The organism is Brevundimonas balnearis (assembly GCF_042434805.1).
In the GTDB taxonomy this organism is placed as follows: Bacteria; Pseudomonadota; Alphaproteobacteria; order Caulobacterales; family Caulobacteraceae; genus Brevundimonas; species Brevundimonas balnearis.
This window is the reverse complement of sequence record NZ_JBHLSW010000007.1, coordinates 497,357-516,625: the sequence shown is the minus strand read 5'-3', so window position 1 is coordinate 516,625 and position 19,269 is coordinate 497,357. Positions and strand designations below refer to the sequence as shown.

Sequence of the window (19,269 nt, the reverse complement as noted above, 5' to 3'; positions counted from 1 at the left end):
CTAATCTTGGGGGGCCGATGCTGTTTCGTGCGTTGAACGCTGACATCTTCACCTTGTTCGCGGGAGGCAATCGCCGCCTGTACGAGGCTGTTCTGCTCGACGTCTACGACGAGTTCTTTCGCGCGGAGATGTTGTTTCCGGCCCAAGGCGAGGTGGTCAGCGCCATCTATTCAAGTCTCGCGCGGAACGCCGAGCATTGGCGGGACGACGAGGCCGAGGTCGTCCTCGACACCCTTTCCGTTCGAGGATCGCGACGGCTCAGACGACGTCGGTCCGAGACCGCGGATGCGGAGGCGAGCGGGGAGGCGATGGCGCGGGCGCGCCATATTTACAATCGCCTGCTCCAGACCGGATGGCTCGACGAGAACCGCTACGGGCTGAAGGTCACCGTCGACATGCCGGCCGGCGCGTTGCGGCTGGCTGAGTTTCTCTGGAGTCTGACCCAGGGGGTCTCCGAGCAGGTCGGCGGTCTGGTGGTTCAGGTCAAGAACGCGCTGGACGCCGCGCGCGTCAATGCGCGGGACAGTGCGCTGGGCGTCAACAAGGCGGCCAAGGATGCGGCCGCCTTCGGCCGCTACCTTCGCAGCGTGCTTTCGGCCTTGCGAGACGTCGACCGTCAGGTGATGGGCAGCCAAAGCGTCGAAGAGCGGCTCAAGTACTACTTCCACGACTTCGTCGAGCAGGTGTTGCTCCGCGATTACGCCGATATCTCGACGACGTCGCATCCTTATCGATTTCGGCACCACATCTTCGAGACCATTCAGGCGATCGAGGATTCGGCCATGGACATGGACTCCCTCGCCGAAGCCTATTTCGAGGCCCGCCTAGGACAGGATATTCGGGATGCGTCCGCGGTGGTCCAGGACGATCTGCTGACGATCCGAACGGTTTTCGACCGGATCGAGGACGCCTTCCGGCGCATCCAGCAGCATCGGGGCCGCCTGGAAACCCGACTGAGGAACACGGTCCGATACGCCGGTCGCCAGACGGGTGGCTTTTTGCAGAGAAGCGAGCGCGTCGTGATCCTCCTCGATCGCATGCTACAGACGTCGGTCGCCATCGAAGCAAAGGGGCCCATGGAGGCGCAGAGGGAGTTCCTGTCTCCATTCCTGCTCGCCCGCCCGCGAAGCGCTCGCCCGGCGGTCGTGAGCGGCGTCCTCGATCTGCAAAGCCTGACGCCGTTGCAGATGTATCGCCGCGACCTCCAGCGGCGTTACCTCGACCGCCTCAATGTTCGTCCGGCGCAGGTACAGCGTTTCCTTGAACGGCGAGTGCTTCCGTTGACGAGCCAGGCGGCGAGCGATCTCCATATTGGCGATCTCGATGATTTCCTCGCCTTCGAAGCGCTTCGCGTCGCCGTGGCTGGCGCGGACGGCGGCCAGTCCGCAAAACGACTCCTGACCGCCCTGTCTCAGGATTTCGAGTTCGAGACCAGGGAGGGAGACCTCGTGGACAATGAGTGGATCGCCTGCCGAGGCTTCATCGTCCGGCGCAAGACCGACGCCATCACGCTGGAGCGCTCGCATGCTGATTGAATTTCAACAGTTGGAGGAGAAAGACGCTCGGCTGTACGCGCGTGTCACCCAGGTCATCGCCCACCTGCTTCGTCACCAGTTCCTGCATATCGACGACCGCGGCGCAGCCGGGCTGATGGAGACGCTGCGAAGAGCGGCGGCCGTCACCCTGCTCAGGGACTATTTCGATGTCGCCGGCTACCGGCTGGTCGTGCGCGAAAGTGAGGGCTGGGCCGGGCTTTTCCCGGACCTCGACCGGATCACGGCGCCGAGGATGCGCATCGAGGACTCTCTGGTCCTGCTCGTCCTGCGCAGGCTCTGGGAAGAAGAGGTCCAGAACGGCGACATACAGCCTCATGCCAGTGTTCTGCTGACCCTCAACGCGGCCTACGACGCCTATCAGGAAACAGTCTCGCGAGCTCGGCGACCGGCGCTGAAGGTCGGGGAGTTTCGCGATGTCCTGCTGTCGCTCGAACGGCGCGCCATAGTACGGCTCGGTCCGGAAGATGATCAGGCGCAGGACCGCGAACTCACGATACGGGCGCTGGTCAGCGAAGTGGCCGGCGACGATTTCCTCACCTCGCTTGAGCAGCTTCTTCAGAGACCGGATGTCGTCGAGGACGATGCCGATGAGGAGCCTGCCGCTCCCGAGGCCGATCGGGCCGAGGTGGAGGTCTCCGCATGATGACCCTCAGCCGCATCGCCCTGGTTCAGTGGCATCTGCTGGCCCGAGCCGACCTTGATATCGTCGGCAACGGCGCGATTCTGGGTGAGAACCGGTCCGGAAAATCGACCCTGATCGACCTGATCCAGACGGTGATGTCGGGCGGGGCGGCCAGCCTTTACAAATACAATCGTTCCGCCGGCGAGGGCTCCGGACGTTCAGAGCGCACGCTCCAGAGCTACTGCCTTGGACGGTTGGACGAGGGCGTGAGCCTGCGCGATCAGACAATCACCCACATCGCCCTGACGTTCGAAGACGCGGAGGGAGATCGCCCTCCGGTCACTCTCGGCCTCTGCGTGGAAGCGACCTCTCGCGACAACGCCGTAATCCTCGGGCGATATGTCGCCGAGGGCGTTCGCGCGGATTCCGCGCTGTTTGTCGAGGAGGTGGATGGCGTCGCGCGTTCTGCGGAGTGGCCGGTCGTGAAACAGAGGCTGGAGGCGGCCTGCGCAGCGGGCGGCTACGAACTCCGGCGACAGACCAAGGCGCGCGACTTCATCCGAGAGTACATGCGTCTGCTGTTCACAAAGGGACAGCGGTCTGAGCCCGAGCGCTTCGCGCGGGCGTTCGTCCTCGCCCTGTCGTTCCACCACATCCCGTCTGTCGAAGCCTTCGTTCAGACCTATCTGCTGGAAAAGGACGACATCGACATTGGCGAGCTTCGCGCGTCCATCCAGCGCTACCGCCAGATTCAGCAGGACATTCACGACCTGGAGGACAGGCTTGCCGCCCTTCGGGAACTCAAAATGCAGGCGGATTCGTTCGAGGATCTTCTGCGACGGGAACAGATCGCCCGCAGCGTCGAACAGCTTGCCCAGGTAATCGAAGCGGGCGGCGCCCTGTTCGACAATCTGCGAGCGCATCGCGAGGCCGAGGACCAACGCCGGCGGGTCGAGGAGGATCTTGATCGCTGCGAAGCAGAACTCGCGCTCGCGAAGGATCTCGTCGTGTCCCTGACGGCCCAGATTCAGGCGCAGGGTCGCGGTGCGGAGGAGGCCGTGCTGAACAGCGAAATGAAGCTCGCCTTGAAGGAACGGGCCGAGCTCCTTGGCCGGCTTCAGGCGCGCTTTCTCCGCGCCGCCCGCGGAGTGTCCCTCCTCGACCAGAGGGCGCTGCTGCAGCCGCTCCGGCTGGGTCAGCTCACGTCCACGCTCGAAGCGATTCAGAAGCAGAGCGAAGGCCGCAATCCCCCCGACTGGCCGCAGGATCCGGCCGGGATGGAAACGCTGCTGAGCACGGCGGCGATCATCGCGGCTGAGAAAGTCGACGGTGTGCGCGAAGAGCGGAACAGCCGCATCGGAGCAAGGGAGGGCATCCGCGCCGAGCTGAAGGAAGCGAAAGCGCAGCTCGACAAGAGCCAGCAGGGCGCGGCCTTGCTGGACCCGCGAACGGAAGCGCTCATGGCCAAGCTCGCGTCGCTGGGAATGGAGCCCCGCGCCGTATGTGAGGCTGTCAGTCTGACCGACGAAAGCTGGCGCAATGCTGCGGAGGCCCTGCTGGGCCGAGACCGGGAAGCGGTGATCGTTGCACCGGAGCACGCCTCACGTGCGGTCGAGATTCTTCGCGCCGGACGAGAGGCCTTCCGCGGGTGCCGGGTCGTCAACACGCGTAAGCTCCAGGGATCGGCCCGTGAAGCGACGCCGGGGTCTCTCGCCTCGGTGTTCACAAGTGAGGACGGCCTGGCCATGGCATTCGTTGTCCAGCGCGCCGGTTCCGTGCGGCTGGCCGAGACGCAGGAGGAACTGATGGCCGGCCCGCGCGCCATTATGCGGGACGGCGCCTACAACAGCGGCCTGGTCGTCGAGGTGCTTCATCCGCAAGGCCTCAAGATTGGCCGCGCCGCCGCGGGCCTCATGCAGGCTCGCCTCACCGATGAGATCCGAGACCTGACGGCCATCCTGTCCAAACACGATGCGAACGTCGCCTTCATCGATGACGTGGTGCGGCGACTGGAAGACCTCTCCAGCCCGGTAGAGGCGGCCGATCGCCTCGATACCCTCGTCTTCAGCATCGCCGACGCCGAGGAGAAGGCGGAGGACCGAAGACGACGCTTGGCCGATCTGGCGGCGAACGTCGATCCGGAGCTTGAGCAAGCGCTGGCGGTGGCGCGGCGGCGTCAAGAGATGGCGGAAGGGGAAAGGCTCGCCCTGGTCGAGCAACGCGGTTCACTGGGCCAGACCCTCCAGGATCTCCAACGCCGTCTCGAGAGCGGCGAGGCCCAGCCAGGCTCAAGGCTGTGCCTGGCCCTGAGGTGGCGAACTTTCCGCCAGCGGCTTCCGGGCCGCCAGGGGTTCCTTCCGGTGCGACAGGCCTACGCGGCGCTCAGAGCGGGCCGTCGTCCGGAGAAGATCGCCCGCGATCAGGCGGCGGAGGCCGAGACGCTTGTTGCTCAATACCGAGACGTCGAAAGCGCGCTGCGCGTCGACCTCGGTCGCTTCCGCGCGAAGTTCGGGTCCGCATCGGTCCCGGAGCCCCAGGCGCGCATCATCGCGGAAATCATGCCCTGGCTCGAAGAAGGGATCGCTCTTCTCGAGCGGAATCAGCTGATCCAGTATCGCGAACAGGCCGACCGGGCGGCCGAGGAAGTGAGCCATCTCTTCCGGACGTCCTTTGTCCATGAACTGAACGGTCGGTTCAGCGGTCTCAGGAGCGAGATGCTGGCGCTGAACGCAGCCTTGCAATCCCGGCCGCTTCACGGCGAAGTCTACTCGGTCCACTGGGAGATCAAACCCGCCTTCGACGCGCTGTACCGCCTCGCCCGCGACAGCGAGTCCGATGAAGACGTGCTCGCGGCGCTGTTCGGTCGGGGTGAGCCTCGGGACGAGAAGCACGCGCTCGCGCTCAAGGAGGTCGAGCGCCTGATGCAGGACGAAACGCTCGATTTCACGATCTACCAGGACTATCGCAACTACTACGCCTTCGAGCTCCGGATGAAGGACGTGGCCACCGGTCGGCAGACAAGTTTCGACCGGCGGCGCGGTGTGGCGAGCGGCGCTGAACTTCAGGTGCCCTTCTACGTCATCATCGGCGCCGCCCTCGCCAGCATCTATCACGGACGGCGGGTTACGCCCGGCGTCGAACGTGGCATCGGTCTGGCCGTGTTCGATGAGGCGTTCAGCAAGATGGACGGCTCGAACCAACGCATCCTGTTGGACTTCTACCGCGACATCGGTCTGCAGGTGGTTGTGGCCGCGCCGCCGGAAAAGCGTTCGGTCATCTTCGAGAATTTGGACAGCGTCATCGACGTCTACCGCTTCGGCGACGCGGTCACCGCGGAGTCGGCGCGCATCAAGCCGCTCGTTCATGAAACCCTCAGGCGGGCCAATCCGCGTAACAGGACGGATGAGGATCTGATCGCGGAGATGGCGGCCGCGCCCTTGCCTGCTCAATGACGGAGATCCAGGACCCAGTCGCGCTCCTGCACGGGCTGCTGGACCGTCACGAACGCCAGGCCGGCAGCGCGGCGGCGACGGCGCGGATCGACGAGGACCGCTTTCATTCAGTGGCCGACTGGGATGCCTTTCTCGCTGTCCTCGGGACCGTCGAGCGGAAGGGCGGGGTTCGCCTCGTTCGGACCCGCCGAGGCGGCGTAGAGCACATTCGGACGGTTCGGCTCATCGACCCCGAAGTCGTCTATCAGGTGTTGGGACGTAAACCCTCGCGGGAGGGCGCGGCCGCCGCTGTCGCCTCCGTCCCGCAAGAGGCGGATGGAGCCGGATTCGCGTCGGTCATCGCCCGGATCGAAGCGGGGTGGGCGAGGCACAGGACCATTTTTGGGCTGAGGCCTGGCCAAACCGACCGTCTCGACAAGGCGGCGCGCCTGGCGCGGGCGCTCCGACGCCGTTCGCAAACCGACGAGAGCGTCCGCCAGATCGATTACCGCAGCTTCTCCCGGGATGCGGCGGGGGACAGCAAGGCCTTGGCCGATACGCTTGTGGCGGTGGCGGCCCTGCTTCAGGCCGACGACCCCGCGAGGCTGGCCGATCTGATCCCGGAGGATGTGGTCGCACTTTACGGAGTGGAGCGTCTGCCCGCGCCGGTGCTCATCAGCGGAGCTGTCGCCTTGGATGGGGCGGTCCTCCCGCGGGCTGAGTATCTCGGGTTCCCGGGAGCGGTCGCCGAACATCTAAGCCCGGGCGCGCCTCCGGCCTACCTTCTGACCATCGAAAACTACACCTCCTTCATCCGACATTCGCGCGAATGCGCGGCAGACGATGGGGGGCTGGTCATTTACACCGGCGGCTTCCCCTCGCGCGCCGTCCTCGCCGCCCTCCTGCGCCTCGCGCGCCTGAGCCAGTCGACGGTTTATCACTGGGGCGACATCGACCCGGGCGGGCTGCGCATTTTCCGATCGCTCGAGCAGGCCTTGGCTGCGGAGGGCCGCAAGCTGCGACCTCATCTGATGAGCCTTGAGCTCCTTCGCGAACGCGGTCGTCCCGACCCTCAACGAAGGCGGCTCTCCGTCGGCGCCGCCCAGGGAAGCGCTATCGCCCCGCTCTGGGATGCGATGGCGCGAATGGAAACGCCATGGGAGCTTGAGCAGGAGGGAGTGGCGCCGTCACGTCCAGAAGACCCAGGCGCCTAGAACTGGTCGCTCTCAGCGGTGCGATGCACCGGACCGGCGCGCCTTCTCACCCGCTAGTGAAGCCGCACGCCATCCGGGGCGGACGTGACCATGACGAGGCTGTCGACCATGGCGTCGATCTCGGCGTCCAGCCCGGAAATGTCCAGGCCGGCGAACCGCTCGCGGGCGGCCTCCCGCGAGGCCGCTCTCAGGAGTTCGCGGGCCGCCTCGGGATCGAGATCCTCCAGATAGATCAAGCCTCCCTCCGCGAGCAGGCGACCGGCGACCACGCCGGCGCGCCCGGCCAGTTCCTGATAGATCTCCGCTTCTTCATCGGAGAGGTCTTCGGTCAGGGCGGTCCTCCGCGAAGACGAATGGGGGACGGGCCTGGAACTTCTGCGAGGAAGCCCGGTGTTTCGGAGCGGATCGCCGCCGACGCTTGGACGTCCCCCGGCTCCCGATCGGCCCCTATCGTCCCGGAACCCGTCACCCCCAGACTACAGCGCGAATGGGAAGGAGCAACACACCCGTTCATCGCCGACCGGAGAACGCCGCGAACAGGCGCATGCGGTGCAGGGAAGGGCTAAGGGCTCCGCCCTCGCGCAGGCCAGGGTGAAGCGGCTGCGCCGCCGGACCGGCCGGTCTCCCCCGCCTTCCGCGCCGGCGACGAGGGCAGAGCGATCAGAAGGGTCAGGCTTGTGCAGGCCGGGCGATCCCCCTCCGGCCGGTCCGCCCTGGCCCTTGCTACCCCGGTCTCGCCGACGGGCAGGGTTTCAGGCGCGCAGTTCGCGTGCCTGCAACCCTTGCCCAAAGGAGGCAGACATGACTGTTCAATCCACCCAAACCCGCGCGGCGGCTGACGCCGCCGCCACCGCAGCGGATCAGGAGCCGGGACACGGCGCGGAGATCGTGGTTCCGCTGAACCGGTTGAAGGCGTCGCCGAAGAACGCCCGGAAGGTGAAGCACACCGAGGCCGGGATCGAGGCGCTGGCCGCCTCCATCAAGGTCAAGGGGGTGTTGCAGCCGCCCGTGGTCGAGATCGAGCGCGGCGAGGGCGGCGCCGCGACCGGCGCCTACCTCGTCACCATCGGAGAGGGGCGGCGCCAAGCGCTGCGGCTGCTGGTCAAGCGCAAGGCGATCAAGCGGACTCACCCGGTCAAGGTGACGGTCGACACCGAAAACGACGCTCACGAAATCAGTCTGGACGAGAACGTCACCCGCGAGGCCATGCACCCGGCCGATCAGTTCGAGGCCTTCAAGCGGCTCGCGGACGAGCGGGGCTATGGTCCCGAGGAGATCGGCGCCCGGTTCGGGGTGTCCGCGCAGACCGTCCGTCAACGGCTGAGGCTCGGAGCGGCGGCGCCCGAACTCATGACGGCCTATCGCGACGGGACGCTGGCGCTGGACCAGCTGATGGCCTTCTGCGTCAGCGCCGATCAGGAGCGCCAGCGTCAGGTGTTCGGACAGTGCGGACCGCACACGCCGGTCTATGCGATCCGGCGGGCCATGACCGAGGCCAAGGTCCGGGCCGACGACAAGCGGGTCCGCTTCGTCGGCATCGAGGCCTATGAGGCCGAGGGCGGGACGGTCCTGCGCGACCTGTTCACCGAGGACGGCGGCGGCTGGCTGGACGACCTCGTTCTGCTGGACCGGCTGGTCGGCGACAAGCTGGCCGGGCTGGCGGACGACGCCCGTCAGCGCGAGGGCTGGAAGTGGGCCGAGGTCGGGTCGGACTATCAGGACGCCGCCGCCCTGGGCCGGGTCTACCCGGTCGAGGTGGTCCGCTCCGAGGCGGACGCCGCGCGGATCACGGCCCTGTCGGAGGAGTACGACCGGCTCGTCTCCGAGACGGATGCGGCGGACACCCTGCCCCCCGAGGTGGACGCCCGGCTGGAGGAGATCGACAAGGCCCTGCAAGCCTTCGGTCCGGACTTCGACTACCCCGCCGAGGCCAAGGCGCGGGCCGGGGTCATGGTCCTGCTCGGCCACGACGGACTGGCCCGCTTCGAGCGTGGTCTGGTCCGGGCTGAGGACGAGACGCGTCGTCCTGATCCCGAGGCGCCGGAGGGGTGGACCGAAGGCGAAGAGGAGGCCGAGACGCCCCCCGCGCCCGAGCCGGAAGCGGACGAGGGTCTGGCGCCTCTGTCCGAGCGGCTGCTGATCGACCTGACGGCCCATCGGACCATGGGGCTGCGCGACGCTGTTCAGGCCGACGTGAACGTGGCTCTGACGGTCGTGGTCCACGCGCTGGCCTTGCAGGTCTTCTATCCCGCTTGGGGGACGTGGACGCCGCTGCAACTGCGGTTGAGCGTGACCGGTCTGGAGCGGCTGGCGCCCGGCGTCAGCGACGGTCCGGCCGGACGGCGCGTAGCCGACCGGCTGGAGGCGTGGGGCGCCCGGCTCCCGGAGGAGGCCCGCGACCTCTGGGCCGTGCTGTCGCCCATGGCGCCGTCGGACCTGCTGGACCTCATGGCCTGTTGCGCGGGCGTGGGCCTCTATGCCGTGCGTGACCCCCACGACCGCAAACCGGATGCGCTGGCCCATGCCGAGACGCTGGCGACGGCTACGGGTCTCGACATGACCGGAACGTGGTCGGCCACCGCCGCCAGCTATTTCTCGCGGGTGTCCAAGGCGCGGGTGCTGGAAGCGGTGACCGAGGCCACGACGCCGGAAGAAGCCGGGCGGATCGCCGGGTTGAAGAAGGCCGATATGGCCGAGGCCGCCGAGCGGCTGGTCGAGGGGAGGGGCTGGCTACCGCCCGTGCTGCGTACGGCGCCTGCGGTCGATCCGGACGCCCCGGGGCCGCAGGGCGAGGCGACGGAGCCGCCGCCGTCCGATGACGACACCTACCGCTTCGCCGCCGAATAGACGGCGACACGTCGAAAAACTCGCCGCGCGCCCTTTGGGGGCGCGCGGCTTTTTTGCTGTCGGCGTCGGCTAGCCGGCGCCGGTGAAATAGACCATGGCCATGAGGGCCAGCACCACCACCACGGCGAGGCCGAAGCCACTGGCGGAAAGCCGCCACCCCGGGCCTTCGAAGTCGAAGCGATGGTTGTCGGGATCGTTGGTCGTCATTCGAACTCTAGCCTTTCATCAAAGGCCTCGGCTCTGTCGCGTGTTGCGGATGCAGCAGCAGGCAGAGATCCGAGACCGGTTGGGTCTGGGCCGTTCCAACCGGTCTGGCGCCGGGGGCGAACGGATATCTCGCGGAACCCGTTACAAAGGGGGTTCCATTACCTGCCGCGGTAGTCACGCTCAGACGTTCTTATGCGGCGCCACCAGGATGATTTCGAGGTGAGAGCGTCAATCCTGTAACGCGGCGCCGCCGCGCGGGTTGCACGCTGGCGGGTTCCGATTATCCGCGACGGATAGGTCACTGAACGGGGCGAGTCGTGAGCGCGATATCCAACAGCACCAAGTATAAGGCGCAGGTCTACGATCTGGCGCTGAACGCCTTCTTCCGCGCCCGCGATCTCGACGCCGAGAGCCTCGGGATGCCGAAGGCGGACGTCGGCTGGGACATCGCCGAGGCGATGGTCGCCGCCGCCGTCAGCGGCGTGACCTACAAGACCCGCAGCCAGGCGACGCTGATCGACGCCGCGATGCTGCTGCGAGGTCTGGCCGACAAGATCGAACAGGACGGGCTCGCCAGCCTCGATTGGGGCTACAAAGGCGACATGCTTTCGCGCCATGCCTGGCGACCCGACATCCGAACGTCTGAAGGCCTCGACGAGCTCGACAAGCGCACGGCCGCGCTCATCGACGGCCTGATGGGGACGACCCGGTCGCTCACCGTGGCGGACAAGCGGGCCATCGTGTGCTTGTCTTTCGTTCGCATGGCGCTCGATCAGGTCTGCGACCTGATCGATCAGGAGCCGGAGAACGCAGAACCGATCCGCAGCCTGGCGGTCGCGATCGTCGAGAACCGGCTCGAAGAACTGAAGACGACGTCGTCGGCTCAGTAAGGCGGCGGCTCGGCAAGCCGAGGGCGCGGGCTTGAGCAGAAGATTCAATCATGCCTTGCCCGCAGGCAGGTCATCGGGGAGACTCGCCGAGTGAAGAAAACCCTCGATCATCTGCCGCTGCCCAAGCAGTCCGAGCTGCGTCACGTCGTTGATGTGATCCGCGCCTCATTCGAGGAGGCGATCTCGACGCGACGCGCCGAGCGCTTGAAGAATGGCAAGATCCTTAAGGTCATCCTCTATGGCTCGTATGCGCGGGGCGACTGGGTTCACGATCCGGTCGGTCGCTATTTCTCGGACTTCGACCTGTTGGTCATCGTCGACCACGAGGACCTGACCGACGGTGAGTTCTGGTTCGACGCCACCAACCGGACCATGCCGGGCGAGGGCGAAATCCGCACGCCGGTCAGCATCATCGTTCACAGCCTCGACGATGTGAACGAGCAGCTGGATCGGGGTCGCTACTTCTTCGCCGACATCCTGCGCGACGGCGTCGTCCTTTACGACACGCCCGGCGCCAAGCTGCACAAGCCCGCCGACATCAAGGCGAAGGCCGCGCTGGCTGAAGCCGAGGGGTATTTTGCAGAATGGATGTCGAGCGCTGCTAGCTTCTCGAAGGTCGCCGCCTTCTGTGTGGCGAATGACGAGCCAAAGCTCGCTGCCTTTAATCTGCATCAAGCGTCGGAACACCTCTATCACTGCGTCTTGCTGGTGGTGACGCTGTACAGCGGCAAGGCCCACAACATCGCCTTCCTCCGCAAGAAGGCCGAGGCGATCGATGCCCGCCTCGCCGAAGCGTGGCCGCGCGAGTCAAAGTTCGAGCGCCGCTGCTTCGAGCTCCTGCGAGAGGCCTATGTGAAGGCCCGTTACTCGAAGCACTACAAGATCAGTCAAGAGGAGTTGGCCTGGCTGACGTCCCGGGTCGAGGTGCTGCGCGGGCTGGCGAAAACGGTTTGCGAGGAGCGTCTCACCCAGCTCCGTCGAGATGCCGGAGACGAAGACTAGTGATCCAGCCGGCGCGGATCGGATGAACAGGCGGCGATGAGCAGCAAGAAGCAGTTCGAAGCCCTGAAGGCTATCGGCATCCTTCCGGATGAAGGGCGGACCCAATGGCTTTCGGGCGCCGAAGACAGCGTCAAGTTTCTCGGGACGAACGCAGCGAGCGAGTTTGTCGTTCTGTACGCTAGTATGCCCTGTGCGTGGATCGCCAGCGCATTTGCACTCACTGAGCGCCTGTATCCGGTCGATCGCGAGAGTCTGCGGGAAGCGAGCGTTTCTCTCGATGACACCTGGGTCATCCAGAGGAGTTACGGCGGAGGGGAGGGACATCGGGTTTACCTTGATCCGCCTCTGTCCTTCTCCGCCAAGGCGCTGGAAGGCGGCGATCTGCCGGTCTTCCGTCGGACGTTCTACGGAATGGATCGCGTCGAGCCTTTCGAGATCAATCAGAAGCTTCTGCACTGCCTGGGACTGTTCTTCGTCGAGCACCGGAAGGCGTACTGCCGCCTCGACCCAAACGGCGACCTTGAAGACGTGATCAACATCCACTGCGAAGAGGGGACCGACTCTTTCGATCGCAGAGAAATGGTGACGATCCGCATCCAAGATCTGGCTGAGTATCTCGCGCTGAGCAAAATGACGCTTGTTCGCAGGTTTGATTTCACCCGGGTCGATCATCGCACCTTCACGGGATGGGGCGAGCCGCAGCGAGAGACCAAGGGGCAGGACGAACTCTACTACAACCTCGGCCTCGGGGGCGGGAACGGCAGCTGGGCGAACGGCTATCAGCTTTTGCGGACCTCAATCACCGTCGCGGATCTGGAAGAGCGCTTCGCCGCTGAGAGTTCGTCCAAGGCGGAGCGAGAGTACGAGACTTTCATAGCCTACGACTGGAAAAACCGGCGGGTCGTGGAGACCTCGTGTTCACCTGCCGCAACTGGAAACTACTTCACGCAGAATGATCTGCCATTTGAGCTCTCGCCGGCTTTTTTCCGCGCTGAGGTCTTGGCCCGTTATAAGGCTGACCCGGAGAAATATCGGCTCGACGACCGGTCCATCAGCTGTCGAAATGCTTGGACCCTTAAAACTTTCGACATCAACGAAGCCGGTCAGGTTCACACTTATCTGGTCTACCTCGCAGACTTGCCCATCGCGGAGCAACGCTACTGGAAGGCGTTCAATGAGGCCCCGAAAGCGGGCATTTCCAAGCGTGCCTTCGAGACCGACTTCCAAGGTGAATGGTCATCCCAATACGACCCTCTGTATGAGGTGAAGCAATCGGTCGATCTGCTGAACAAGGCCGGAGTGGATTGGTGGTCACCCCGCTCAATGACTCTGTCGGACACGACCCGCTACCCCAATACGGACTCGGAAAAGGAATGGTCCGACGAAATCTTAGCCCTCGACCAGCTTGTCGTTGAGGGTTTCATTGAGCGGGCGCTCAAGGCCCTAATCGAACATGCGGGCGGAGATTCCCCTACTCATCCTGGAGGACTAAACGCACTAGCTGCGGCGTTACGCGCTCGCGGGTTGAGAGAGGATGAGGCGGCGAAGACCGTCCAACCGTTCAAGACGCTTCGCCATCTTCGTTCGAAGGTGAAAGGTCACTCATCGCCGAGGGAAAGGGCTGACTTGGTCCGCGCCGCTCTTGAGAACCACGGTTCGTTTCCGGCTCATTTTCGAGCCCTGACTTCAGAGGTCGACGTAGCCCTCGCAAAAGTGCTGGCCTCAATGGATGTCCCTGGCCGTGCAAGCAGCACATAGCCGTTAGAAGGGGGCGACTAACGTTGGCGAGGACCCTGGCCCATCATCCGGACCGATGCGAAGGGCCTAAGGCCGTAGTGACCCCATGGGCTGGAAGGGGCCGAGCGGGCGTCCGATGTTCAACTTCCGATCCGACGAACGGTCCTTCGAAGGGTTGCACAGGTCCGATACCGGCGGACGCGCTCTTCGAGTTCACCAACCCCGAGCCCGGGCAGAAGCGGAAGATCAGGTGGCGCTTAGCCTGTCCGGCCAGCGGCTCTTCCGGGTGGCCGGCCTGATCAAGGATGGCGCCTTCGCCATGCTGACCACGGAGCCGGGCGAGGGCATGGCTCCTATCACGATCTTCAGATCATGCTCCTCCGTCCCGAGAGGGTGCGGACTGGCGCAGTCTTCATAAGCCGGGGGCCGAACTCTTGCGGGCGTTGCCCGCCGGAAGCCTCGACGTCGAAAGGTCTTCCCGCTTACGGCCTGAGCCTCGGACGTCGGGCGGGGCCTGAGCCGCCGTAGGGTTTCGTCCATGGCTTCCTGGAGCGCGGCGGCCATTGTCTCGCATCCTGCTCGCGCCAACCGGCGCGGCCTCTCGATGAGGCGGATCTGACCGAAACCCGGTCGGCTGGCGCAACCGCTCTCGCGACTTTCATCCCCGGCCTGACGGCCTTCCTCGCGAAACAAGAAAGTCTCTCATCGCGGTCCTCCGCTTCGCTGCGGGGACTCGCTTCGCTCTCCCTGCGCGCCGCCCGGGCCCCGGTCCGTCGATCGCCATCGAGGCCGCGGCAGGCGTGGCCCGAAGCAAAGGAGAGACTGACATGGCCACCATCGGCACCTTCACCGCCCAGGGCGACGGCTACACCGGGTCGATCAAGACCCTCACCCTGAACGTCAAGCAGGCGGTCCTGCGGCCCAACGAGAAGACCGACGACAAGGCCCCGGACTTCCGGATCTTCGCCGGCCAGACCGAGTTCGGCGCCGCCTGGAAGAAGACGAGCCAGCAGAACCGCGAGTACCTCTCGGTCAAGCTCGACGATCCCAGCTTCCCGGCGCCGATCTACGCCTCCCTGGTCGAGGTCGAGGGCGGGCACAGCCTGATCTGGTCCCGCTGATCCAGGAGCTGCGGCGGCGCGGGGACCGCGCCGCCGCTCCTTCTTCCCACAATCCATTTCGAGGAGGCCGCCATGACGCGCCCCACCGATTCCGCACGCCCGGACATCCATACCCGGATCACCCGACAGATCCTCGCCCAGCTCGAAGCCGGGGTCCGCCCGTGGACCCAGCCCTGGAAGGCCTCAACCTCCGTCAGCCGCCCTCTTCGCCATGACGGAACGCCCTACAACGGCATCAATGTCATCCTGCTCTGGGGCGAAGCCGCCAGCCGAGGATTCAGCCGGTCGACCTGGATGACCTTTCGCCAGGCGCTGACGCTCGGCGCCCACGTCCGCAAGGGCGAGCGCGGCGCCACCGTGGTCTACGCCAACCAGGTCGTCCGCGAAGAGACCGACGACACGGGGACGAGCGTGGAGCAGCGCATCCCGTTCCTGAAGGCCTACACCGTCTTCAACGTCGACCAGATCGATGGCCTGCCCGAACGCTACGGCGAGCCGGAGACGATCGAGATCAATCCGGACGAGCGGATCGCCCGCATCGACGCCTTCTTCAGCAACTGCGGGGCGGAGATCCGCCACGGCGGCGGCTGCGCCTATTACGCGCCGGGGCCGGACCATGTGCAGATGCCGCCGTTCGAATGCTTCGAGAACGCCGACGCCTACTACAGCAGCCTTGGCCACGAGATGACGCACTGGACGCGCCATCCCGCCCGCCTCGACCGGGACTTCGGTCGCCAGCGCTTCGGCGATCCCGGCTATGCCCGCGAAGAGCTGGTCGCCGAGATCGGCGCCGCCTTCCTCTGTGCGGATCTTGGTCTGGCGCTCGAACCCCGCGAGGACCACGCGGCCTATATCGCCAGCTGGCTGCAGGTGCTGAAGAACGACACCCGCTTCATCGTCTCGGCGGCCGCGCACGCGCAGAAGGCTATCGACTATCTGCGGTCCTTGCAGTGAAGCGATCCTCGGGCCGGCGGCGACGCCGGCCCGGGGATGGCGAAGAGCGGTCCGCTCAGGCCTCGTCGTCCCGGAGGCGCGCCAGGCGCATTCGCTCCGGCGGATGAAGCTGATCGAACCGGTCGAGCGTCGCGCGCCAGTCATCCATCGCCGGGGACAGCCAACGCGTCATGTCCGCGATCGCCCGATGATGCTTGGGAAGATCCCAGTAGAGAATGGGCTCGTGGTGGGCGATGCGGTTCCGCAGGAGACGCACCTGGGTCAACGGGGTGGCGAACGCCTTGCGCGACAGGAATTTGCCATCGCGGGTCGCGATCCGGTGCAGGGTGCGCTTCCACAGATCGTCCTGCTCGCGCCCGAACATCGAGGTCCAGAAGCTGAAGGTCAGGGCGGCGACGACGCGGCCATCCTCGATCGGCTTGCCCGCTTCCGTCAGTTCGGCGATCGCCGCACGCACCTGTTCAGCTTGACGGTCGGTGACGTGACCGGCCTCGGGCTGGAACCAGCCCGCGCCGGAGGCTTCGGTCATCACCGCGTGAATGCGGTTTCTCAGCGCCACCTCCAGAGCCTGGAGCGGCACATAGAGGGCTTCGGACACCCGGGTGTTCAGCGTATAGAGTTCGACGGCGCGGTGGCGATCGCCCCCGGCCCAGGCCACATAGCGCGCGAACCGTTCGAGGGAGAGCGCCGCCTCCACCCCGTCGGCGTCGGCGACCGCCCTTGCATCAGGGTGGGTCATGGATTATCTCTACCAGCGTACACCCCGGGATCGCCTCTGCTGCAAAGCATGCCCCCGGGGTAAATCAATTTCAGCCCCAGCGATTACGACCGTCGGCGACCCACCGGGGTGGACACGCGCGCACGCCCGGCCTCCCGTTCCTTGCGCGCTTCGGTGAACTCCGGCTCGAGCTTCTTCACCCGTTCGACCAGGCCGTCGAGGTGATAGATGTTGGACGCCCAATCCCCCGCCGCGGTCTTGCGCATTTCCCGGCGCACCAGACCGGCCTGTTCGAGCTGGCGCATGTTGGTCTGGATCGTCTTGGGCTTCACGCCGATCCGACGGCCGAGCTCCGCGCGGGACGGGAAGGGCGCGCGATGGGGGTCGCGGTAGTAGTCCAGCAGCTGAACGAGGATGTTGAACTGCATGGCGGTCAGTCCCAGCCGGGACTGGGCCTGGATCAGGATCGACGGAATGCCGGCGTATCCGTTGGCGACCACCGCCTTGCTCCAGATCTTCTCCTGGGAGGAGGCGGTCTTCGTGCTCGCCTTGGGCGGAAAGGCGAGCACCGTGGATGAGGTAGGCGCGGTCATGAGTGAACTCCTTCGCAGCGAACCTATGGGCCTCGCCGTCGCCGAACAAGAATCCCACTGCGGCAGGGTATGGTCTCTTGAGGACCTACCCGACTAGACCTGATTACGCTCGTTCCCGTGATGCGCTGATTCCCGTTGCGCTGATTCAGCGGCAGCCTGGCGCCCGAGGTGGGGCGGGAACGCGCCACACCGGTGGGTCGTCTAGATACCCTACCCGCGCGGGTCTTTGGGCGAGGATCCCCGAGCCCCCGCCCTGGATGGGGCGCCCTTCAGGGCGGCGGGCGAGCGGCCGGAACCGGCCGCCGAGGGGAGGGCGGGCAGACCCGTAGGCCTACGGGGCGAAGGGGGTGACGGTCTAGGGCAGGATAGGCTTTGCGCCGGCAATGTCTGACAGACCGACACCCCCATGGACCGCCTCACCCTTCGGGTCCCGTCCGATTTGATCCGCCGGTTCGACGCCGCCGCGGCGTCCCGGGGCGGGCGGTCGCGGCTGCTGCGACGTCTGATGGAGGAGGCAGCGCTGGCGGCCTTGCCCGAAGCCGTGGAGACGTCGTCGGCGCGGCTGAGCGGCAAGCTTGGACTTCGGCTGGCGCCCGCCGACCTGGCTGTCCTGGAGGCGGAGGCGGCGCGCGTGGGCATGACCCGGACCCAGTGGACGGTCGCCCTGATCCGGGCGCGGCTGCATCATCGGCCGCAGCTGAGCCGTGGAGACGCCCTGACGCTGATCGAGGTGCAACGCGAGCTCCGGCGTATCGGGGTCAACGTCAACCAGATCGCCCGAGCCCTGAACACGGCGGTGATGGAGGGCGCGGTGCTGGACCTGGAGGTGGCCCAGCTGGCCGCCTTCTCGGAGGAGATCCGCGGGCATCTGGTCGGGGTGCGGGACGCCTTTCAGGGCAATCTCGCCTATTGGTCGGTCGAGACGTGAACGACTTCCGCATCCCATCGGGTTTCGAGGAGGCTCTGCGTCCGCCCGTCCGCACGAGACGGGCGCGTCTCGCCCAGGCGGTTCTTCGCGTCGGCGTGTCCGGAGAGGCCGGCGCGGCCAGAGCCCAGCTCCAGCGTGTGGTGCGGCGAGCGCCCGAGGTGATGGTCAAGATCACCGGCCGGACCCGGGACGGGAGGCATCTCCAGCGCCATCTGGACTACATCACCCGCAACGGGAAACTGTCCCTGGAGGGGCCGGACGGCGAGCGTCTGATCGGCCGCGCGGAGATCCGGACGTTGGCCGAAGACTGGCGCGCCGAGCTGTCGGTGGCGCCGCAGCGGCGGGACGCGCCGGTGTCCCTGTCGATCGTTCTGAGCATGCCGGCCGGCACCGATGCGGGGCGACTACACGATGCGGCGCGCGCCTTCGCCACGGCCCTGTTCGCGCAGCGGCACCCCTATGTGTTCGCCCTGCATACCGATGACCGGCACCCGCATGTTCATCTCACCGTTCGCGCGCTCGGTCGCGACGGCGAGCGGCTCAATCCCCGCAAGGCCGACCTGCAGCTTTGGCGGGAGACCTTCGCCGCCGCCCTTCGGGATCGCGGCGTCGAGGCCGAGGCGACGCCGCGTCGTGCGCGGGGCGTGGTGCGCAAGGCCGAACGCACGCCGGTGCGCAAGTTGCGCGAACGGTTCGAGCGCGGTGAGGGGCCGATGCCGAAGACCCTGGCGGGGGTGCTGGATTCGGCGGCACGGCCACCGCCCGCCGAACCGCCTTGGGAGACGCGCCTGCGCCAGCGGCAAGCGGCCATCCGACGCACGCTGGTGGTCGAGGCCTTGCGGCTGCAGGCGTCGAAGGCGGATGACGACCGTCGGCTTGGGCAGGATCTGGAGCAGTTCATCCGCACCCTGCCGCCCGTCCTGACGCGCCGGGAGATCCTCGCCCGGGCGCTGGCGGTGGATCGAGAGAGGCCAGATCGTCGCCGCGACCTCACGCGCGAGCGGTAGCCGTGGATCCGTTCTTTCGCCTGCGCTTCGCTCGAGCGGGGCTGAAGTCTGTGAGCATCCTCTACGTCCTCTTTCCTGATTCGATAAAACGAGTATTATCGAAGTATGGACGCCAGACTCGCCACTGATTGCTTCTCCGCGCTGGGCCATCCGCGCCGCCTCGAGGTTCTCCGGTTGCTGATCAGGCACGCGCCCGAAGGAGTGAAAGCGGGGGACATCGCGCTCGAGTTCGGACAACCGCCCAGCACCATGTCGTCTCACCTGAGAATCCTGACGGACACGGGCCTTGTCTCGTCCCAACGTAAGGGCCGCGAAATCTACTTCACACCCAACATCGAGCGCTTGCGGGGCCTTGTGCTCTACCTCGTCGCCGACTGCTGCGGCGGCCAGGCCGAACAGTGCGAGCCGCTCCTGGCCGAACTCCTTCCCTGTTGCCCCTGAA

Annotated in this window: 17 protein-coding genes; 13 read left to right on the top strand and 4 right to left on the bottom strand. The window is 66.1% G+C overall.

Annotated elements, in window-relative coordinates:
• The first annotated feature begins 17 nt into the window (after positions 1–17).
• Genes ACFFGE_RS12400 through ACFFGE_RS12385 form a run of 4 tightly spaced genes read left to right on the top strand, consistent with a single transcriptional unit; the run spans position 18 to position 6,823 of the window.
• On the top strand, positions 18–1,535 hold the full coding sequence (locus ACFFGE_RS12400) for a Wadjet anti-phage system protein JetA family protein (protein ID WP_376836708.1): 1,518 nt from the start codon (positions 18–20) through the stop codon (positions 1,533–1,535).
• A complete protein-coding gene (locus ACFFGE_RS12395; protein ID WP_292259856.1) occupies positions 1,525–2,199 on the top strand; it encodes a DUF4194 domain-containing protein in 675 nt (224 codons plus the stop codon). The genes ACFFGE_RS12400 and ACFFGE_RS12395 overlap by 11 nt, the downstream gene beginning before the upstream one ends.
• A complete protein-coding gene (locus tag ACFFGE_RS12390) occupies positions 2,196–5,630 on the top strand; it encodes an SbcC/MukB-like Walker B domain-containing protein (RefSeq protein WP_376836707.1) in 3,435 nt (1,144 codons plus the stop codon). The genes ACFFGE_RS12395 and ACFFGE_RS12390 overlap by 4 nt, the downstream gene beginning before the upstream one ends.
• Positions 5,627–6,823 (top strand): Wadjet anti-phage system protein JetD domain-containing protein, encoded by a 1,197-nt coding sequence (locus ACFFGE_RS12385; RefSeq protein ID WP_376836706.1) that lies wholly within the window; start codon positions 5,627–5,629, stop codon positions 6,821–6,823. Before ACFFGE_RS12390 ends, ACFFGE_RS12385 begins: the two co-directional genes overlap by 4 nt.
• A gap of 53 nt (positions 6,824–6,876) precedes the next feature.
• On the opposite strand, the gene ACFFGE_RS12380 is transcribed toward ACFFGE_RS12385, so the two are convergent.
• Positions 6,877–7,059, bottom strand: coding sequence for a hypothetical protein (locus ACFFGE_RS12380; RefSeq protein WP_376836705.1), 183 nt, complete (start codon positions 7,057–7,059; stop codon positions 6,877–6,879).
• Between the two features lie 565 nt (positions 7,060–7,624).
• Here ACFFGE_RS12380 and ACFFGE_RS12375 point away from each other — a divergent pair.
• On the top strand, positions 7,625–9,670 hold the full coding sequence (locus ACFFGE_RS12375; RefSeq protein WP_376836704.1) for a ParB/RepB/Spo0J family partition protein: 2,046 nt from the start codon (positions 7,625–7,627) through the stop codon (positions 9,668–9,670).
• A gap of 69 nt (positions 9,671–9,739) precedes the next feature.
• On the opposite strand, the gene ACFFGE_RS12370 is transcribed toward ACFFGE_RS12375, so the two are convergent.
• Positions 9,740–9,877 (bottom strand): hypothetical protein, encoded by a 138-nt coding sequence (locus tag ACFFGE_RS12370; RefSeq protein WP_376836702.1) that lies wholly within the window; start codon positions 9,875–9,877, stop codon positions 9,740–9,742.
• Positions 9,878–10,194: 317 nt separating this feature from the next.
• Here ACFFGE_RS12370 and ACFFGE_RS12365 point away from each other — a divergent pair, with 317 nt between their 5' ends.
• The 5 genes from ACFFGE_RS12365 to ACFFGE_RS12345 all read left to right on the top strand — a co-directional run bounded on the left by ACFFGE_RS12365 (position 10,195) and on the right by ACFFGE_RS12345 (position 15,581).
• Positions 10,195–10,767: a hypothetical protein gene (locus ACFFGE_RS12365; RefSeq protein WP_376836701.1), complete on the top strand. Its 573-nt coding sequence runs from the start codon at positions 10,195–10,197 to the stop codon at positions 10,765–10,767.
• A 90-nt stretch (positions 10,768–10,857) separates the two neighbouring features.
• Entirely contained in the window at positions 10,858–11,769 is a 912-nt protein-coding gene (locus ACFFGE_RS12360) for a HEPN domain-containing protein (protein ID WP_376836700.1), read from the top strand.
• Positions 11,770–11,805: 36 nt separating this feature from the next.
• Complete coding sequence (locus ACFFGE_RS12355) at positions 11,806–13,527, top strand: hypothetical protein (protein ID WP_376836699.1); 1,722 nt, start codon at positions 11,806–11,808, stop codon at positions 13,525–13,527.
• Between the two features lie 806 nt (positions 13,528–14,333).
• Positions 14,334–14,627 (top strand): DUF736 domain-containing protein, encoded by a 294-nt coding sequence (locus ACFFGE_RS12350; protein ID WP_292259847.1) that lies wholly within the window; start codon positions 14,334–14,336, stop codon positions 14,625–14,627.
• A gap of 72 nt (positions 14,628–14,699) precedes the next feature.
• Positions 14,700–15,581 (top strand): ArdC family protein, encoded by an 882-nt coding sequence (locus ACFFGE_RS12345; RefSeq protein WP_376836698.1) that lies wholly within the window; start codon positions 14,700–14,702, stop codon positions 15,579–15,581.
• Between the two features lie 55 nt (positions 15,582–15,636).
• On the opposite strand, the gene ACFFGE_RS12340 is transcribed toward ACFFGE_RS12345, so the two are convergent.
• Complete coding sequence (locus ACFFGE_RS12340; RefSeq protein ID WP_376836697.1) at positions 15,637–16,320, bottom strand: hypothetical protein; 684 nt, start codon at positions 16,318–16,320, stop codon at positions 15,637–15,639.
• Between the two features lie 83 nt (positions 16,321–16,403).
• Entirely contained in the window at positions 16,404–16,892 is a 489-nt protein-coding gene (locus ACFFGE_RS12335) for a helix-turn-helix domain-containing protein (protein ID WP_376836695.1), read from the bottom strand.
• 406 nt (positions 16,893–17,298) lie between these two features.
• Here ACFFGE_RS12335 and ACFFGE_RS12330 point away from each other — a divergent pair, with 406 nt between their 5' ends.
• The 3 genes from ACFFGE_RS12330 to ACFFGE_RS12320 all read left to right on the top strand — a co-directional run bounded on the left by ACFFGE_RS12330 (position 17,299) and on the right by ACFFGE_RS12320 (position 19,268).
• Positions 17,299–17,820, top strand: coding sequence for a MobC family plasmid mobilization relaxosome protein (locus ACFFGE_RS12330; protein ID WP_376836694.1), 522 nt, complete (start codon positions 17,299–17,301; stop codon positions 17,818–17,820).
• Entirely contained in the window at positions 17,817–18,827 is a 1,011-nt protein-coding gene (locus tag ACFFGE_RS12325; RefSeq protein ID WP_376836693.1) for a relaxase/mobilization nuclease domain-containing protein, read from the top strand. Before ACFFGE_RS12330 ends, ACFFGE_RS12325 begins: the two co-directional genes overlap by 4 nt.
• A gap of 105 nt (positions 18,828–18,932) precedes the next feature.
• Positions 18,933–19,268, top strand: a complete 336-nt coding sequence (locus tag ACFFGE_RS12320; protein WP_376836692.1) for an ArsR/SmtB family transcription factor — start codon at positions 18,933–18,935, stop codon at positions 19,266–19,268.
• The last annotated feature ends 1 nt before the right edge of the window (position 19,269 follow it).

Bases quoted from the DNA above. Each gene is read 5' to 3' on its own strand.
- ACFFGE_RS12400 (WP_376836708.1), top strand. From the start codon at position 18: ATGCTGTTTCGTGCGTTGAACGCTGACATCTTCACCTTGTTCGCGGGA.
- ACFFGE_RS12370 (WP_376836702.1), bottom strand. From the start codon at position 9,877: ATGACGACCAACGATCCCGACAACCATCGCTTCGACTTCGAAGGCCCG.
- ACFFGE_RS12340 (WP_376836697.1), bottom strand. From the start codon at position 16,320: ATGACCCACCCTGATGCAAGGGCGGTCGCCGACGCCGACGGGGTGGAG.
- ACFFGE_RS12375 (WP_376836704.1), top strand. From the start codon at position 7,625: ATGACTGTTCAATCCACCCAAACCCGCGCGGCGGCTGACGCCGCCGCC.
- ACFFGE_RS12350 (WP_292259847.1), top strand. From the start codon at position 14,334: ATGGCCACCATCGGCACCTTCACCGCCCAGGGCGACGGCTACACCGGG.
- ACFFGE_RS12345 (WP_376836698.1), top strand. From the start codon at position 14,700: ATGACGCGCCCCACCGATTCCGCACGCCCGGACATCCATACCCGGATC.
- ACFFGE_RS12385 (WP_376836706.1), top strand. From the start codon at position 5,627: ATGACGGAGATCCAGGACCCAGTCGCGCTCCTGCACGGGCTGCTGGAC.
- ACFFGE_RS12320 (WP_376836692.1), top strand. From the start codon at position 18,933: ATGGACGCCAGACTCGCCACTGATTGCTTCTCCGCGCTGGGCCATCCG.
- ACFFGE_RS12390 (WP_376836707.1), top strand. From the start codon at position 2,196: ATGATGACCCTCAGCCGCATCGCCCTGGTTCAGTGGCATCTGCTGGCC.
- ACFFGE_RS12330 (WP_376836694.1), top strand. From the start codon at position 17,299: ATGGACCGCCTCACCCTTCGGGTCCCGTCCGATTTGATCCGCCGGTTC.
- ACFFGE_RS12395 (WP_292259856.1), top strand. From the start codon at position 1,525: ATGCTGATTGAATTTCAACAGTTGGAGGAGAAAGACGCTCGGCTGTAC.
- ACFFGE_RS12355 (WP_376836699.1), top strand. From the start codon at position 11,806: ATGAGCAGCAAGAAGCAGTTCGAAGCCCTGAAGGCTATCGGCATCCTT.
- ACFFGE_RS12335 (WP_376836695.1), bottom strand. From the start codon at position 16,892: ATGACCGCGCCTACCTCATCCACGGTGCTCGCCTTTCCGCCCAAGGCG.